We start from the raw sequence: 16,223 nt of genomic DNA, 5'->3' as shown, positions 1-16,223 counted from the left end.
TCCGCCCGCCCGCCCGTTCGCCCGTCCGCCCGTCCGTCCGCCCGTCCGACGGTCCGTCGTGGCAGACGCCGGATCCTTCGTGGGTCACTCTCAGGGGGCGAGGGAGAAATAGTTCTCCTCCTCCTGGGTGAAGTGCAGCCGCAGGACGGTGTTGAGGCCGTAAAGGCAGGAGCGCAGGTCGTCGAGTTGTTCGGGGGCCAGGCCGCCGTCGGCGCGGGCCAGTTCGAGGTGGGTGGCGATGCGCCGTGAGAGGCGTTCGATCTCGGTGTGGGCGCGGCTCATGGTGGCGGTGGCCTCGGGGCCGCCGAGGGTGGGGGCGATTGCGGGATAGAGCTCGTGTTCCTCGGCGTACTCGTGGGGCAGCAGCCGTTCGACGAGCAGGCGGTGGGTCTCCTCCACGGCGGTGAGGGCTGTGGGCCCGGGGGTGCCGGAGAGGCGGTCGGCTGCGTCGCGTACGGCGTCAAGGACGTCCTGAAGGTCGTGGTGTTCGTCGGCGAAGCGGTGGATGAGGGCTTCGGCGGCGGGGGTGACGGCGGGGCGTGCCCCCTGGTCGACGCGTAGGGCGCGCAGGGCGTTGAGGATGACGGCGACGTCTATGCCCTCTTGGAGCAGCGCGCCGACGGCGGGCGGGAGCAGGCCGACCGCGGCCGCGGCCATGGCGGCCAGCGACATCACCATGCCGCCGAGGGCACTCTGGACGGCGATGCGGCGGGCGCGCTGGGCGATGGTGACGGCGTCGGCGAGGTGGTCGACCCGGTCGGTGGTCAGGACGATGTCGGCGGCCTCGGAGGAGGCGGTGGAGCCGCGCGCGCCCATGGCGACACCGATGTCGGCGGCGGCCAGGGCGGGGGCGTCGTTGACACCGTCGCCGACCATCACGGTGACGGCGTGCTCACGTTCGGCGCGCACGGCGGCGACCTTGTCGGCCGGGCCGAGTTCGGCGCGTACGTCGTCGAGGCCGAGGACGGCGGCGACTTCGTGGGCCGGTGCGGCGCGGTCGCCGGTGAGCATCAGCAGCCGCTCGATGCCAGCCGCGCGCAGGTGGCGCAGGGTGCGCGGCGCGTCGTGGCGCAGGGGGTCGCGCAGCAGGACAGCACCGGCCGGCTCCCCGTCGAGGGTGAGCCAGGCGACGGCCGCGCCGTCAAGGAGGGCACGGTTGTCGACCGCCCCGGCCCAGGCGGGCCGTGCCTGGTCGGGGTCCAGGCGCCCGACGGACACGCGGTGTCCGCCCACAGTGCCGGCGGCGCCTCGGCCGGGTTCTTCCGTGACGTCCGTCGGGGCTGTCAGTTCCAGTCCGCGTTCTCTGGCGGTGTCGACGATGGCCTGGGCCAGGACGTGGGGCGAGTACTGATCGAGTGAGGCCGCCAGACGCAGGACTTCCGCGGGCTTCAGATTGGGGGCGGCGGTGACGTCGAGGACGCGTGGGCGGCCTCGGGTGAGGGTGCCGGTCTTGTCGAGCAGGAGGGTGCGGGCGCGGCCCAGGTTCTCCAGTGCGCCGCCGTCGCGGACGACCACGCCGAGGCGGGAGGCGCGGGAGAGACCGGAGACGATCGCGACCGGGGCGGCCAGCAGCAGCGGACAGGGCGTGGCGACGACCAGGACGGCGACCGCCCGTACGGCGGAACCGCTGATCAGCCAGGCCAGTCCCGCGATGACGAGGGACAGAGGAAGGAACCAGGCGGCGTAGCGGTCGGCCAGCCGCACGACAGGCGCGGACTCGGCCCCGGCCTGCTGGGCCAGCCGCACGATTCCGGCGTAGGTGCTGTCCCGCTCGGTGGCGGTGGCGCGCAGTTCGAAGGCGCCCCCGGCGTTGACCACGCCGCTGCGCACTCCTTCGCCCAGGAGCCGCTCGACCTGGACGGGCTCACCGGTGAGCACCGACTCGTCGAGGACGGCTGCGGCGCCGTCCACGCGACCGTCGACGGGAACGACTTCACCGGGACGGACGACGAGCAGGTCCCCGACGGCGACCTGTTCCAGCGGCACTGTTACCACGCCCGAGTCGGTACGCCGGTGCGCCGAGCGCGGCGCGTGTTCGAGCAGGGCCCGCAGGTCGTGGGAGGCGCGCCGCTGGGCAGCGGCTTCCAGGGTGCGCCCGGTGGCGAGCATCAGCGCGATCAGGGCACCGGCCAGGTACTCACCCACGGCAAGGGTCCCGCCGAGTGCGAGTACGGCGATCAGGTCCACGCCCGCCTGTCCGCGCCGCAACGCGGCCAGCACCCACCACACCGCGGGGACCACGGCGGCCACGGTAGCCAGAGCCCAGAGCAGGTCAGCGACGTTTGGGGCGTCCACGAGCCAGGCGATGCCGCCGCCGGCGAGGGCGGCCGCCGTGACGACCAAGAGGACCGGTTCCAGCCGTCGGGACACTCCTGTGGAGGTCAGGCGGTGCAGTCGCGCTGCGAGAGCGGAGTGGTTCATGGCACACCTCGGAAGATCCGGCACGGTGACCGCCGGATCGGTCTTCTTCCATCCCACCGCGGCACCCGGGCCCTGCGGAAGGGGACGTCCGGCCCTGCTCTTGGGCCGGGCGGATGGGCACGGGAAAGGCGCATGGGCCTCGCCCTGCCGCTGGTCGCCCCGATCACACTTGTGATCAGGAATACCCGGCGTACAGCCCGACTCGTCTGCCGCCGCCTGCGGCTTTGCCTCGGAAAGGGCCTCTGACCCGCGTCGGAGGACCTTGCCGATCTTTCGGGGCCTGCCGTGTCAGGCGGCGGAAAGTCCCTCGGAAGTCCCTCGGACAAGGCTGAAAGTCCCTGAGAAACCCGTCCATCGCCGGCCTTCGCACAACGCGTACGAAGGCCGGCGTCGCCCAGGAGATCACGCTCACCCTCGGATACACGTCCTCTGCGGACGTCCCCCTGGACGCCATCGAATCCCTTGCGGCCGCGCTGGTCGACGAGCATGGCCTGGTGTCGATGCTCACGATGCTCCGAGCGGCTCGCGGGGACCTGACCCTGACCCCGCGTCTGGAGGCCCCACCTGTCCCTGTGTCCTTCACCCTCGGCAGCCGGGACGTCAACGCCATCGGCCTCACCCACGCCCGTCGCCCACCCCTCGCCCTACGCCCCCAACTCCTGGGTGCACTCACGTCCCCGGCCCGGCACTACCCCTTCGGCGACGGAACCAACGCAGTGGCGTGGAACGCGTTCCAGCACGTCACTACCCATCTCGGGGCTGTTCCCGGAGCGGTATCACCGGGTCCTTCTCGTTCGGTAGGGAACGCAGCGCCCGAACCGTGTCACTGCCGAGCTGCGCCTCCTTACAGCCCGGTTGGGTAGGCATCGCTCGACCCGGCCCCGCCCCTGCGGTCAGCCCAGCAGCGCCGCCAGCCGCCGCCACCCCTCCCTCGGCAGCGCGTCCCCCGGCCCTTCGTCGATCACCTGCAACGCCACATGGTCCGCCCCCGCCGCGTGGAACTCGTCCACTCGCGACCGGATGCGGTTCTCGTCGCCCCAGGCGTACACCGCGTCGATCAGGCGGTCGCTGCCACCGTCCGTGAGGTCGTCCTCGGTGAAGCCGAGGCGGAGGAACGTGTTCGTGTAGTTGGGCAGGCCCAGGTAGAAGGAGAGGTGGGCGCGGGCCGTGGCGCGGGCGCGGGTCGGGTCGGTCTCCAGGATCACCTTCAGTTCGGGGGCCAGGAGCCGCCCCTCGCCCAACGCCTCGCGCGCCTGAGCCGTGTGCTCCGGCGTCACCAGGTACGGGTGTGAGCCCGCCGCCCGGTCGCGGGAGAGGCGGAGCATCCTCGGGCCGAGGGCGGCGAGGACGCGGCGCTCCGCGGGGACGCCCGCCGCGTCCAGCGCGTCCAGGTAGGCGACCATCGCCGAGTACGGGCGCCGGTACTGGTCGGCGAGCTTGGCGTGGCTGACGCCGAGGCCGAGCAGGAAGCGGCCGGGGTGGGCGGTCTCCAGGGCGGCGTACTCCGCGGCCGTGTCGCCGGCCTCGTACTGCCAGATGCTCTGGATGCCGGTGGCGACCGTGAGTCGGGTGGTCGCCTCGATCAGCGGGACGGCGTGGCGTACGGCCGAACTGCCGCCCAGCCAGATCGCGCCGAAGCCGAGTTCCTCCAACTCGACCGCCGCCTCCGCCAGTTCACCCCGCCGCGCGGGGTCCTCCGCTCGTAGGCCCATGCTCCAGATGCCGTGTCGTCCTGTGTGCTGAATCCCCATGCCGTCACCAACTGGGCCGCCGGGGCCGTGTATTCCGCCGAAGCCGGCCGCCCCATCGGGTTCCTGGGACGCATCCGCACGCATCCGCCACGAAAGTCGTGTCCGATCCATTGACGCCCCTCCTGCCCCACGCTTACCTTCTGGCCGAAGTTACGCACAGCGTTCGCAATGTCGAACACTCGAAGATCCCTGAACATCCCCCCTGCTGAGCCGCTCCCGGAAGGGACTTGCCGTGGTCCGCACACGCGTACGCCACCTACGCCACTGGGTGACCTGGGGGGCCGCTCTGGTGGCCCTCCTCGCGTCGCTCCTTGCCGTCCAGCCCGCCGGCTCCGCCGCCGCGGCCGACGGCAAACCGTTCACCAACCCGGTCAAGTCGCAGAAGGGCGCCGACCCCTGGCTGGAGTACTACAACGGCAACTACTACCTGGTGACGACCTCGTTCACCGGTGAGCTGACCATGCGGAAGTCGCCCACGCTCGCCGGGCTGAGCACCGCGCCCAGCGTCCAGGTGTGGTCGGACAGCACCTCCACCCGCAACTGGAACATGTGGGCCCCGGAGATCCACTTCTTCGACGGCAAGTGGTACCTCTACTACTCCGCCGGGCCCCGCGGCACCGCCTGCTGCGACAGCCAGCGCACCCATGTGCTGGAGAGCGCGGGGTCCGACCCGATGGGGCCGTACACCTACAAGAACACCCTCACCGGCGCCAACACCACCCCGGGCGGCTGGCTCATCGATGCCAGCGTGCTCAAGCACGACGGCAAGCTGTACCTGGTGGGCAGCGGCTTCGTCGGCGGCGGCAAGCAGAGCCTCGTCATCGCGCCGCTCAGCAACCCGTACACGCTGGCCAGTTCCACCTTCACCGTCATCTCCAGCCCGACGCTCGGCTGGGAGACGCAGAGCGGTGAGGTCAACGAAGGGCCCGAGCCGCTCTACCGCAACGGGCGCACCTTCCTCATCTACTCCGCCAGCGCCTGCTGGGGCCCCGACTACAAGCTCGGGCAGTTGGAGCTGACGGGTTCCGACCCGCTGCTCGCCTCCTCCTGGACCAAGAAGCAGACCCCCGTGTTCCAGCGCGCCGACGCCAACGGTGTCTACGCGCCCGGCCACAACGGGTTCTTCACCTCGCCCGACGGCACCGAGAACTGGATCGTCTACCACGCCAACGACGCGGCCGGTGACGGCTGCGACAACGGTCGGACGACCCGCGCGCAGAAGTTCACCTGGAACGCGGACGGTACCCCCAACTTCGGCACGCCCGTCGCCCTCGGCACCACCCTCGCCGGCCCCTCCGGTGAGACGGCGACGACCCCGAACGCGTACACCATCGTCAACCGCAACAGCGGCAAGTGCCTGGACGTCAGCGGCGGCAACACGGCCGACGGGACCAACATCCTCCAGTGGACCTGCAACGGCGGCGCCAACCAGAAGTGGCGTATCGAGGACCGCGCCGACGACACCAGCCGCCTCGTGAACGTCGCCACCGGCAAGGTCGCCGACGTCGCCGAGTGCGCCGCCGCGGACGGCACCGACATCCGCCAGTGGTCCTGGCTGAACAACAACTGCCAGAAGTTCCGCATGGTCTACCTCGGCGGCGACTACGTCCGCATCGTCAACGCCTCCACCGGCAAGGTCATGGACGCCGCCGACTGCGGCACAGCCAACGGCACCGACGTACGCCAGTGGTCCTGGCTCAACAACAACTGCCAGCAGTGGCGGCTCGTCCCCACGACCGCCTGACCCGCCCGACCACCACATGGCTGCCAAGTCACATGGCCGCCTGACCGGCGGACTGCTCCGGCCTCCATGAACGCCGACGCCGACGCCGAGCCGACGCCGATGCCGTCCGCCGGTCCGCTCCACCCCGCACATCCGAAACCCGAAGGGCCGCACAACATGAGACGACTCGTCAGACGGGCCATGGTGGCCGCGGCAGCGGCGCTCGCCGTGCTCACCGGCGTGACCACCCCCGCCCAGGCCGCCGCGCCCGCGTCGCCCGCCGTGACGTTCACCAACCCGATCGCGCTCCAGCGCGCCGACCCGCACATCTTCAAGCACACCGACGGCTACTACTACTTCACCGCCACCGTCCCCGCGTACGACAAGATCGTCATGCGCCGGGCCACCACCCTCCAGGGCCTTGCCACGGCCCCGGAGACGACCATCTGGACCAAGCACGCCAGCGGTGACATGGGCGCCCACATCTGGGCCCCGGAGATCCACTTCATCGACGGCAAGTGGTACGTGTACTTCGCGGCCGGTGCCTCCGACGACATCTGGAAGATCCGCCCGTACGTCCTGGAGTCCAGCTCCGCCAACCCGCTCACCGGCACCTGGACCGAGAAGGGCCGCATCAGCCTGCCCCTGGACACCTTCTCGCTGGACGCCACCACCTTCACCCACAACGGGACCCGCTACCTCAGCTGGGCGCAGAACGACCCGGCGGTCGGCAGCGGCACCAACCTGTACCTGGCGAAGATGGCCAACCCCTGGACCATCAGCGGCAGCCCGGTGATGATCTCCAAGCCCGAGTACTCGTGGGAGACCGTCGGCCACCGGGTCAACGAGGGCCCGGCCGTCCTGCAGAAGAACGGCAAGGTCTTCATGGCCTACTCGGCCAGCGCCACCGACGCCAACTACTGCCTCGGCCTGCTCACCGCCGACGCCACCGCCGACCTGATGAACCCGGCGTCCTGGGCGAAGACGTCCACACCGGTCTTCAGGAGCAACGACAGGACCGGCCAGTACGGGCCCGGCCACAACACCTTCACGGTTTCCGAGGACGGCAAGTCGGACATCCTCGTCTACCACGACCGCGACTACAAGGACATCAGCGGCGACCCGCTCAACGACCCCAACCGCCGCACCCGCTACCAGAAGCTGTACTGGAACGCAGACGGCACACCCAACTTCGGCATCCCCGTAGCCGACGGCGCGACCCCGGTCCGCCTCTCCTCGTACAACTACCCGGACAAGTTCATCCGGCACTGGGAGTACCGCGCGAAGCTGGAGGGCAACGTCACCAACCTCGCCGACTCGCAGTTCCGGATCGTCACCGGTCTGACGGGCAGCGGCACGGTCTCCCTGGAGTCGGCGAACTTCCCCGGCTACTACCTCCGCCACAAGAACAACGAGCTGTGGGTGGAGAAGGACGACGGCACGGCCCTGTTCGACGCCGACGCCTCCTTCCACCAGCGGGCCGGTCTCGCCGACAGCGCGGCCGGGGTGTCGTACGAGTCGTACAACTTCCCCGGCCGCTACATCCGGCACTACAACAACCTGCTCTACACCCAGCCGGTCAGCACGACCCTCGACCAGCAGGACGCCACCTTCTACAAGGAGTAGCCGGCCTCGACGAGCGGGCCTCCACCAGCGGGCTTCCGCATGCGGTGCACCGTGTCCCCGTGGGGCGCGGTGCACCGCTCATTGCTGTCATTCCGGTGGTACCACCTGCACCAGGCCCGACTGGTACGCCATCACCACCAGTTGCGCCCGGTCGCGGGCGCCGAGTTTCGTCATCGCGCGGTGGATATGCGTGCGCACGGTCAGCGGGCTGACGTAGAGCTTCTCGGCGATCTCGTCGTTGGACAGGCCCTCCGCCGCCAGGGACATCACCTCGCGTTCCCGGGAGGTGAGCGTGGCGAGCTGCTCGGGCGCGGTCAGCGGGGTGCCGGGGGCGGGGGTGGTGAGGAAACGGGTGATCAGCGTGCGGGTGGCGGTGGGGGAGAGCAGGGAGTCCCCGGCGGCGACCGTGCGGATACCGTCGAGGAGGGCGTCCGCGGTGACGTCCTTGCCGAGGAAGCCGCTCGCGCCGGCCCGCAGCGCCTGCGCCACGTACTCGTCGATCTCGAAGGTCGTGAGGATCAGTACGCGGGTGTCGGACAGGTCCTCGTCGGCGCAGATCACGGCCGTGGCGGTGAGCCCGTCGGTGCCGGGCATCCGGATGTCCATGAGGACCACGTCGGGGCGGTGGACGCGGACGAGATCGACCGCCTCCCGGCCGTCGGCGGCCTCGCCGACGACCTCCAGGTCCGGGCAGGAGTCGATGAGGATACGGAAGGTGGCCCGCAGCAGCGCCTGGTCGTCGGCGAGCAGCACACGAATGGTCATGAGGTCGGTCCGCCTTCGAACTGGAGGGTGCGGGGGCGGGGTCGCAGCGGAAGATCGGTGGTGACCTCGAAGCCGCCCTCGGGCCGGTGGCCGGCGCTCAGGGCACCGCCGACCGACTGGGCGCGCTCGCGCATGCCGACGAGACCGAACCCGCGGCAGTTGTCGAACACACTGGCGGGGGCTGCCGTGCCGTCGCCGTCGTCGGTGACCGTGATCGTCAGGTGCGACTCCCGGTAGGCGAGGCGGATCCGGGCCGCGTCCGCGTCGGCGTGCTTGCTGACGTTGGTGAGGGCCTCCTGCACGATCCGGTACGCGGTCAGGTCCACGCCCGGGTCGAGCGGCCCCGGCGGGCCCTCCGTCGTCATGGTGACCGTGAGGCCCGCGGACTCGCACGCGGCGACCAGGTCGGGCAACTGGTGCAGGCCGGGGGCGGGGGCGAGGGGCGCCTCCGGGTCGTCGGGCTGGCGCAGCACACCGACAGTGGCCTTCAACTCCCGCAAGGCCGACGACGTGGTGGCGGTCAGGTCGGTGAGGATCCGGTGGGCCTGCTCGGGGTCGACGCGGGTGAGGTGCGCGGCGGTGCCCGCCTGGGCGTTGGCGAGGGCCAGATGGTGGGCGACCACGTCGTGCAGATCACGGGCGATGCGCATGCGTTCCTCGGCGACCCGGAGGCGGGCCTCCTCCTCACGGGTGCGTTCGGCGTGCTCGGCGCGGGCCTGAACCGACTTCAGATAGGCGCGCCGCACCTGGGTGGCCTTGCCCGCGGCGAGGGGCAGCAGCAGCCAGAAGACAGGGCCGATCGTCCTGATCAGCAGGGAGAGGTGGTCCATGGAGTCGGCGAACACCGCCGCGAGCGTCGTCGCCCCGATGGCGGTGAGGCCGTAGACGCGGGTGGTGTTCCGGTCGGTCTGGGTGGACAGCCAGTACAGGCCCCCCATGACCGGTGCCAGCAGCAGGGGGGTGACCAGATAGCCGAGGGAGACCGCGACGATCGTGCACAGTGCCGTGATGACCAGCACGGTGCGGGGGTGGGCGCGGTGCTTGAGCAGGGCGAGGCAGGAGAGGCCCATGAGGGCGACGCCGACGTTGTCCTGGTCCGGCGGGTCGGCGCCGGGCAGGGTGAGGGCGCTGCCGAGGGTCGCGCACGCCATCAGCATCGCGGCCATCGTCAGATCGATGAGGAAGGGATGGCTCTCGGAGAACTCCTCCAGGCGGTCGGCGTAGCGCCGGTCCAGGCTGATGCTCATCGGGACTCCGGTCGGTGGGACTGGGAACCATGGTGGTCGACGTCGGGCGCGCACGCCCCGGGGGCCGTCCGTGGTCTTCGCCGCGGACGGCCCCGCCGGGGGGTGCGGGGTGGGTCAGACGCGGGCCGCCGCGGGTTCGGCGGGCTCCGCCGGGCCGGGCTCCACCTCGGGGCGGCGGCTGAGCGCCTCGCCCTCCACGTCGACGCGGGGCAGCGCGCGGTCCAGCCACTTCGGCAGCCACCAGGCCTTGTCACCGAGCAGCGCGAGCACGGCAGGCACGATCGCCATCCGTACGACGAACGCGTCGAACAGGACCGCCGAGGCCAGTCCGAAGCCGATCATCTTGATCATGGACTCGCTCTCGCCGATGAACCCGGCGAACACCGCGATCATGATCAGGGCGGCCGCCACGACCACCCGGGCGCTGTGCCGGAACCCGCTGGTGATCGCCTCGTCGGGCCGGTCGCCGTGGACGTACGCCTCCCGCATGCGGGAGACGAGGAACACCTCGTAGTCCATGGCGAGACCGAAGACGATGCCCACCAGGAAGATCGGCATCAGGCTCATGATCGGGCCGGTCTGCTCCACGCCCAGCAGCTCCGCGCCGTGGCCCTGCTGGAAGACCAGGACGACCACGCCGAGGGAGGCGAGCACCGACAGCAGGAAGCCGAGGGCGGCCTTCACCGGGACGAGCAGCGAGCGGAAGACGACGAGCAGCAGCAGGACGGCGAGGCCGACCACGACCAGCAGATAGGGGACCAGCGCCGACTGCACCTTGTCGGAGATGTCGATGTTCAGGGCGGTGGTGCCGGTGACCTCGTAGGTCGCGCCCGTCCTCGACTCGATGCCGGGACGCTCGTCGCGGATGACCGTCACCAGGTCCTTGGTCTTCTCGTCGGTCGGCGCGGTGGCGGGGACGGCGGAGAAGACGGCGGTGTCGCCGGCCTCGTTGAAGCGCGCGGGGGAGACGGACACGATGCCCTCGGTGGCGCCGATGTCCTTCGCGACGGTCTCGGCGGCGCTCTTGGCGTCCTCGGCGCCCCGGGCGTCGACGACGACCGTGAGCGGCCCGTTGAAGCCGGGCCCGAAGCCCTCGGCGAGCGCGTCGTAGGCGCGGCGCTCGGTGGTGGAGGTCGGCTTGGCCTCGTCGCCGGGCATGCCCAGCTGGAGGTCGGTCATCGGTACGGCGAGCGCGCCGAGACCTATGACGCCGAGGAGGAGGACGGGCACGGGCCGGCGCAGCACGAACCGGGACCAGCGGGTGCCGCCGTTGTCGCCGCTCTCCGCCGGCCGACCGCTCTTGCGGGCCTTGCGGGCCAGCACCGCGTTCGGCCAGAACCCGAGGACGGCCGGGACCAGGGTCAGCGCGATCAGCACGCCGACGACGACCGCCCCGGCGGCGGCCAGCCCCATCTTCGTCAGCATCGGGATGCCGACCACGGACAGCCCGGCCAGCGCGATGACGACGGTGAGCCCGGCGAACACGACCGCCGATCCGGCGGTGCCGGTGGCGAGGGCGGTCGCCTCCTCGGGCGTACGGCCCTTGGCGCGTTCCTCGCGGTAGCGGGAGACGACGAACAGGGCGTAGTCGATGCCGACCGCGAGGCCCAGCATCATCGCGAGGGTGCCGGTGGTGGTGGACAGGCCGAGCGCGTCGGACAGGGTGAGGATGGTGGCCATGCTGACGCCGACGCCGACCAGCGCGGTCAGCAGCGGCAGCCCGGCCGCGGCGAGCGAGCCGAACGTCACCAGCAGGACGACGGCGGCGATGGCGACGCCGATCACCTCGGCCGCACCGCCCGCGCCGCCCTGCTCGGAGACCGCGTCGCCGCCCGCCTCGACGGTCAGCCCGGCGTCCTGGGCCCGGTGGAGGGCGTTCTCCAGGTGGGTCCTGCCGGCGTCGGAGAGTTCGTTGGCGCCGACCTTGTAGGTGACGGTCGCGTACGCCGTCGTGCCGTCCTGGCTGACGGCCCGCGCCCGGAACGGGTCGACGGCGCTCGCGACCTGGGAGCCGTCGGCCAGGTCGGCCACGGTCTCCTCGATCGCCTTCTTGTTCCCGGCGGCGGTGACCTTCTCGCCGCCCGGCGCGACGAACACGACCCGGGCGGTGGCGCCGTCGGCGGTCATGCCGGGGAAGCGCTCCTCCAGCAGGTCGAACGCCTTCTGGGACTCGATGCCCGGCATGGAGAACTCCTCGTCGGAGGCTCCGGGGGCCTTGACGGCGCCGACACCGACGGCACCGAGGACCGCCACCCACACGAGGGTGACGTACCAGCGTTTACGGAAGGCCAGCCGGCCCAGCCGATAGAGGAAGGTTGCCATGGGGCGCAGGTCTCCACGTCAGATGTCTGGGATACCCGCACAGACTCCCGTTCCGAGGCCCTCCGGGTCGTCGTGCGCCTGCCGACAATCCCGGGTACTCGAATCGCAGTACGACCCGGCCGCCGGATCACCCCCCGGTATGACCGCGTGGAACCCGCGCCCCTCTCACATGGCGTGCAGGGTGTCGCGCGACGCCTTGATGAAGTCCTTCAGGGCCTGCCAGAACGGCCGGTAGCAGGCGTCGAAACGGGCGACCGCGTCCGCGTCGCCCTCGATCATCGCCTCCATCGCCTTGTGGAACGGGCTCGTCGAGCGCCGTACGGCGTTGGCGAGCTCGGCGACCTCGTCCGGGCCCTCCAGCGACACGATCCACGTACGGTGCCGCAGCGCCGCGTACTCCTCCCGCTGCCGGTCCCGCAGCGCCCGCAGCTCCTCCACCTGCCGGGGCCCGAGCCCTCCGTCGGCGGCGCGGACGACGTCCGACACCTTCCAGTGCACGTCGCTCAGCCGCTGCGCCTGCTCGATGAAGTCCGCGTACGCCGCCCGCCGCGCCTCCCTGAGCCGCTCCACCCGCTGGGCGCCCGTCGTGGTGTCCGCCTGGATGCGGGCGGCCCGTGCCGTGCCCCGGCTGGTCACCCAGCTCGCGACCACGGCGGTACCGGCCGTCAGGGCGGCGATCCAGAACGCGTCGTCAGCCACGGCGGGCGCCCAGGGAGCGTTCCGCGACCCCGGCCAGATGGGCGGCGAGGACCGCGCGGGCGTCCGGGGCGAGGGTGCGCAGCGCCACCATCGCCGTGATGATCACGTCGCACAGCTCGGCCCGCACGTCGTCCCAGGTGTGGGTGGTGCCCTTGCGCGGGTTGGACCCGGTGACACCGATCACCGCCTCGGCGACCTCGCCGACCTCCTCCTGGAGCTTCAGCAGCCGCAGCAGCAACAGCTCACGGCCGTCGTGCGCACGGTTCGAGTCCAGCCAGGAGTACAGCAGCTCCACGGACCGCCAGGGGTCGCCGGGGGCGTGGCTGGACTGCGTGGGGTCGTCGGGGGCGTGGCTGGGCTGCCGGGGGTCGCCGGGGGCGTCGCTCCGCTCGCTCATGGGCGCAGCTTGTCACGCCCGTACCGAGCGGGGAGGTCACTCCTCGAACAACGGCTCCTGCTCGCCCTCCTTCTGCCGCCGCACCCGCTTGATCCGGGCGCCGATCACCAGCGCCGTGGTGGCGGCCGTGAAGGCGAGCGCCGACGGCACCATCCAACCCCTGTCGACGACGTGGTGGAACGCGTGGTCGAGGGAGAGCCTGCCGGGACCGGTGATCGCGAGTCCCGCGGCGGCCAGGCCCAGGGTCGCTGCGTACTCGTAGCCGCCGTTCGCGTTGAAGAAGCCGTTGGGGGTGTGGACGGCGGCGGCGCCCGCCATGGCGCCGGCCGCGGCGGCACCGGCGGCGGGGGTCGCGAGACCGAGGGCGAGCAGGGTGCCGCCGCCCGTCTCGGCCAGCCCGGCCGCGGTGGCGCTGGCCTTGCCCGGCGCGTACCCCACCGACTCCATGAAGGCGCCGGTCCCCTCGATGCCGTGCCCGCCGAACCAGCCGAACAGCTTCTGTGTGCCGTGCGCGGCGAGGACGCCGCCCGTGCCCAGGCGGAGGAGCAGCAGGCCCAGATCGCGTCGGTCGAATGTGGTCACGATGACTCCCGGAACGGACGGTGGCGATCGGATGGTTTCCCCTCCCGCGTATCCACCGTCGCACCGATGACACGCTTCGGGACACCCCGCGCGGCCGTTCGAGTGGCGGGGTCGGAACGCGCCGTCGCCGTCGCCGGTCCGACCGCGGTCACTCCGCCGCGCGCCTCCGGTGGCGGGCGCGTACCGGCGGTGTGAGGCTGACCGGCATGCCGATCGCACCCGCCAGACTCAGTGACCCGACCGTCCGCGCCTTCGTCAACGCCGTGAACGCGCAGGACCGCGACGCCTTCATGGCCCTCCTCGCCGACGACGCGACCATGTCGGACGACGGCTCCGACCGGGACCTCGCGGACTGGACCGACCGGGAGATCTTCTCCTCCCACGGCCACATGGAGGTCCAGCGCGAGTCCGACGGCGGCCGCTCCCTGGTCGCCAACTACCGCAACGACACGTGGGGCGAGATGCGCACCGCCTGGCGTTTCACGGTCTCGGACGACGGCAGGATCTCCCACTTCGAGACCGGCCAGGCCTGACGCCGCATCCGCACGCCCGGCTTACGCGACTCCTTCTCCGCAAGGTGCGGAAGGTCCGCAAGGTCCGCAAGGGATTTCCCCCGCGACGGCTTGCCTTCGCGTGCGCTCCAACTCCTACCGTCCTCGGTCATGGAGACCAACACGTACACGAGGCCGCTCGGCCGCAGCGGCATCCAGGTCAGCGCACTCGGCTTCGGCTGCTGGGCCATCGGTGGCGAGTGGCAGTCCGCCGACGGGCAGCCGCTCGGCTGGGGGAGGGTCGACGACGAGGAGTCCGTACGGGCCGTGCAGCGTGCCCTCGACCTCGGCGTCACCTTCTTCGACACGGCCGACGTGTACGGGGCCGGCCACAGCGAACGCGTCCTCGGCCGCGCTCTCGGCCGGCGCCGCGCGGACGTCGTCGTGGCCACCAAGTGGGGCAACGTCTTCGACGAGCGCACCCGCACCCTCACCGGCCAGGACGACACCCCGGCCCACGCCCGCCACGCCCTCACGGCCTCCCTCGACCGCCTCGGCACGGACCACGTCGACCTGTACCAGCTCCACCTGTCCGACGCCGACCCCGAGCGGGCGGCCGAACTCCGCGACATGTGCGAGGAGTTCGTCCGCGAGGGCCTGATCAGGGCGTACGCGTGGAGCACCGACGACCCCGAGCGGGCGGCCGTCTTCGCGAAGGGCGCGCACTGCGCGGCCGTCCAGCACCGGCTGAACATCCTCCAGGACGCCCCCGAACTCCTCGCCCTGTGCGAGGAGTCCAACCTGGCGAGCGTCAACCGCAGCCCCCTCGCGATGGGTCTGCTCACCGGCAAGCACACTCCGGGGCGTGCCCTGGCGGCCGGTGACATCCGCAGCACCCCGCCCGCCTGGCTGCCGGGCTTCACCGCGGACGGCGGGGCGGACCCCGAGTGGCTCGGCCGGGTGGAGGCGCTGCGGGAGATCCTCACCAGTGAGGGCCGGACGCTCGCGCAGGGCGCCCTCGCCTGGATCTGGGCCCGCAGCCCGCGCACGGTGCCCATCCCCGGCTTCCGCTCGGTCGCCCAGGCCGAGGAGAACGCCGGCGCCCTCGCGAAGGGGCCGCTCACCCCGGACCAGCTGGCCGAGGTCGACCGGGTCCTGGGGCGCTGAACCGCCCGCCGGGCCGGTATGGCGGGGCAGCCGTCCCGTGCCCCGGTGCACACCCCGCGGTCCCACGCGAGGTCCGCCCCCTTCCGGAGCGCGGGACGGCTGCCCCATCCCCCCTCGGTGTGGTGATGGAAGCCGTCTCCTCCAACTGTGAAGCCGAGATGTGAAGCTCCGGTGGAGGAGTGATGAGCATATGACTCCCACGTGCTCGAATGGCCCGGAGTGGCAGCTTCCGTTTGTGCAGGTTGAGTGCTGGACCAGTGGTCCGGCAGGGCTCAGCCGCGCCCCACGTACGGCATCGTCGTCGCCATCACCGTCGCGAACTGCACATTCGCCTCCAGCGGCAGCTCCGCCATGTGCCGCACGGTGTGGGCCACGTCGGCGACATCCATCACCGGCTCGGCCATGAGCTGCCCGTTCGCCTGCACAACCCCGCGGCTCATCCGCTCGGTCATGTCGGTCGCCGCGTTGCCGATGTCGATCTGCCCGACCGCGATGCCGTACGGCCGGCCGTCGAGCGACAGCGACTTGGTCAGGCCCGTCAGCGCGTGCTTGGTCGCCGTGTAGGCCACCGAGTGCGGACGGGGGGTGTGCGCCGAGACGGAGCCGTTGTTGATGATCCGGCCGCCCTGCGGGTCCTGCTCCTTCATCTGCCGGTAGGCCGCCTGCGCGCACAGGAACGCCCCGTTGAGATTGGTGTCCACCACATGCCGCCAGGCCGCGTAGTCCAGCTCCTCCACCGGCACCCCGCCCGGCCCGAACGTCCCCGCGTTGTTGAACAGCAGGTCCAGCCGCCCGAACCGCTCCCGCACGGCGGAGTGGAGGGCCGCCACCTCCTCCGGCCGTGACACGTCCGTGGGGACGCACAGCGCCTCCCGTGCGCCGCCCGCCGTCTCGACGAGCTTCTCCTCCCGCCGCCCCGCGAGCGCCACCGACCATCCGGCGCCGAGCAGCTCCAGGGCCACCGCCCGCCCGATACCGGAGCCCGCACCCGTCACGATCGCGATCTTCGTTCCCTCGGTCCTCATGGGCCCG

At 71.6% G+C, this 16,223-nt stretch carries 14 protein-coding genes; 5 read left to right on the top strand and 9 right to left on the bottom strand.

What is annotated here, in order from left to right:
* Positions 1-90: 90 nt before the first annotated feature.
* Entirely contained in the window at positions 91-2,421 is a 2,331-nt protein-coding gene (locus M8J73_RS08825; protein ID WP_107424108.1) for a heavy metal translocating P-type ATPase, read from the bottom strand.
* Positions 2,422-2,759: 338 nt separating this feature from the next.
* On the opposite strand from M8J73_RS08825, the gene M8J73_RS08820 reads away from it, so the two are divergent.
* Entirely contained in the window at positions 2,760-3,284 is a 525-nt protein-coding gene (locus M8J73_RS08820; RefSeq protein WP_283946434.1) for a DUF6177 family protein, read from the top strand.
* A gap of 30 nt (positions 3,285-3,314) precedes the next feature.
* Here the strand turns inward: M8J73_RS08820 and M8J73_RS08815 are convergent, their stop codons facing one another.
* Positions 3,315-4,172 (bottom strand): LLM class F420-dependent oxidoreductase, encoded by an 858-nt coding sequence (locus M8J73_RS08815; protein ID WP_249828427.1) that lies wholly within the window; start codon positions 4,170-4,172, stop codon positions 3,315-3,317.
* Positions 4,173-4,404: 232 nt separating this feature from the next.
* Between M8J73_RS08815 and M8J73_RS08810 the strand changes: the two genes are divergently transcribed.
* Positions 4,405-5,916 (top strand): family 43 glycosylhydrolase, encoded by a 1,512-nt coding sequence (locus M8J73_RS08810; protein ID WP_055539711.1) that lies wholly within the window; start codon positions 4,405-4,407, stop codon positions 5,914-5,916.
* A 156-nt stretch (positions 5,917-6,072) separates the two neighbouring features.
* Complete coding sequence (locus M8J73_RS08805; RefSeq protein ID WP_206187882.1) at positions 6,073-7,521, top strand: family 43 glycosylhydrolase; 1,449 nt, start codon at positions 6,073-6,075, stop codon at positions 7,519-7,521.
* Between the two features lie 87 nt (positions 7,522-7,608).
* On the opposite strand, the gene M8J73_RS08800 is transcribed toward M8J73_RS08805, so the two are convergent.
* From M8J73_RS08800 to M8J73_RS08775, 6 genes are all read right to left on the bottom strand, one after another.
* On the bottom strand, positions 7,609-8,286 hold the full coding sequence (locus tag M8J73_RS08800; RefSeq protein WP_249828426.1) for a response regulator transcription factor: 678 nt from the start codon (positions 8,284-8,286) through the stop codon (positions 7,609-7,611).
* Positions 8,283-9,533 (bottom strand): sensor histidine kinase, encoded by a 1,251-nt coding sequence (locus tag M8J73_RS08795; RefSeq protein ID WP_055540167.1) that lies wholly within the window; start codon positions 9,531-9,533, stop codon positions 8,283-8,285. Before M8J73_RS08795 ends, M8J73_RS08800 begins: the two co-directional genes overlap by 4 nt.
* A 114-nt stretch (positions 9,534-9,647) precedes the next feature.
* Positions 9,648-11,855 carry an MMPL family transporter gene (locus M8J73_RS08790; RefSeq protein WP_055540166.1) on the bottom strand — a complete coding sequence of 736 codons (2,208 nt, stop codon included), beginning with the start codon at positions 11,853-11,855 and terminating at the stop codon, positions 9,648-9,650.
* Between the two features lie 165 nt (positions 11,856-12,020).
* Positions 12,021-12,554, bottom strand: coding sequence for a hypothetical protein (locus tag M8J73_RS08785; RefSeq protein WP_055543248.1), 534 nt, complete (start codon positions 12,552-12,554; stop codon positions 12,021-12,023).
* Positions 12,547-12,951, bottom strand: a complete 405-nt coding sequence (locus tag M8J73_RS08780; protein ID WP_055543249.1) for a MazG-like family protein — start codon at positions 12,949-12,951, stop codon at positions 12,547-12,549. The genes M8J73_RS08785 and M8J73_RS08780 overlap by 8 nt, the downstream gene beginning before the upstream one ends.
* Positions 12,952-12,987: 36 nt before the next feature.
* Positions 12,988-13,533, bottom strand: a complete 546-nt coding sequence (locus M8J73_RS08775) for a DoxX family membrane protein (RefSeq protein WP_055541675.1) — start codon at positions 13,531-13,533, stop codon at positions 12,988-12,990.
* A 206-nt stretch (positions 13,534-13,739) separates the two neighbouring features.
* On the opposite strand from M8J73_RS08775, the gene M8J73_RS08770 reads away from it, so the two are divergent.
* The gene (locus M8J73_RS08770; protein WP_055541674.1) at positions 13,740-14,066 is read left to right on the top strand and encodes a nuclear transport factor 2-like protein; all 327 of its coding nucleotides are present in this window, start codon (positions 13,740-13,742) and stop codon (positions 14,064-14,066) included.
* 129 nt (positions 14,067-14,195) lie between these two features.
* Complete coding sequence (locus M8J73_RS08765; protein ID WP_055541673.1) at positions 14,196-15,191, top strand: aldo/keto reductase; 996 nt, start codon at positions 14,196-14,198, stop codon at positions 15,189-15,191.
* Positions 15,192-15,463: 272 nt separating this feature from the next.
* On the opposite strand, the gene M8J73_RS08760 is transcribed toward M8J73_RS08765, so the two are convergent.
* A complete protein-coding gene (locus M8J73_RS08760) occupies positions 15,464-16,216 on the bottom strand; it encodes an SDR family oxidoreductase (RefSeq protein ID WP_055541672.1) in 753 nt (250 codons plus the stop codon).
* Positions 16,217-16,223 lie beyond the last annotated feature (7 nt).

The organism is Streptomyces neyagawaensis, from assembly GCF_023516595.1.
GTDB classification, from domain to species: Bacteria; Actinomycetota; Actinomycetes; order Streptomycetales; family Streptomycetaceae; genus Streptomyces; species Streptomyces neyagawaensis.
This window is presented reverse-complemented; position numbering and strand designations above follow the sequence as displayed.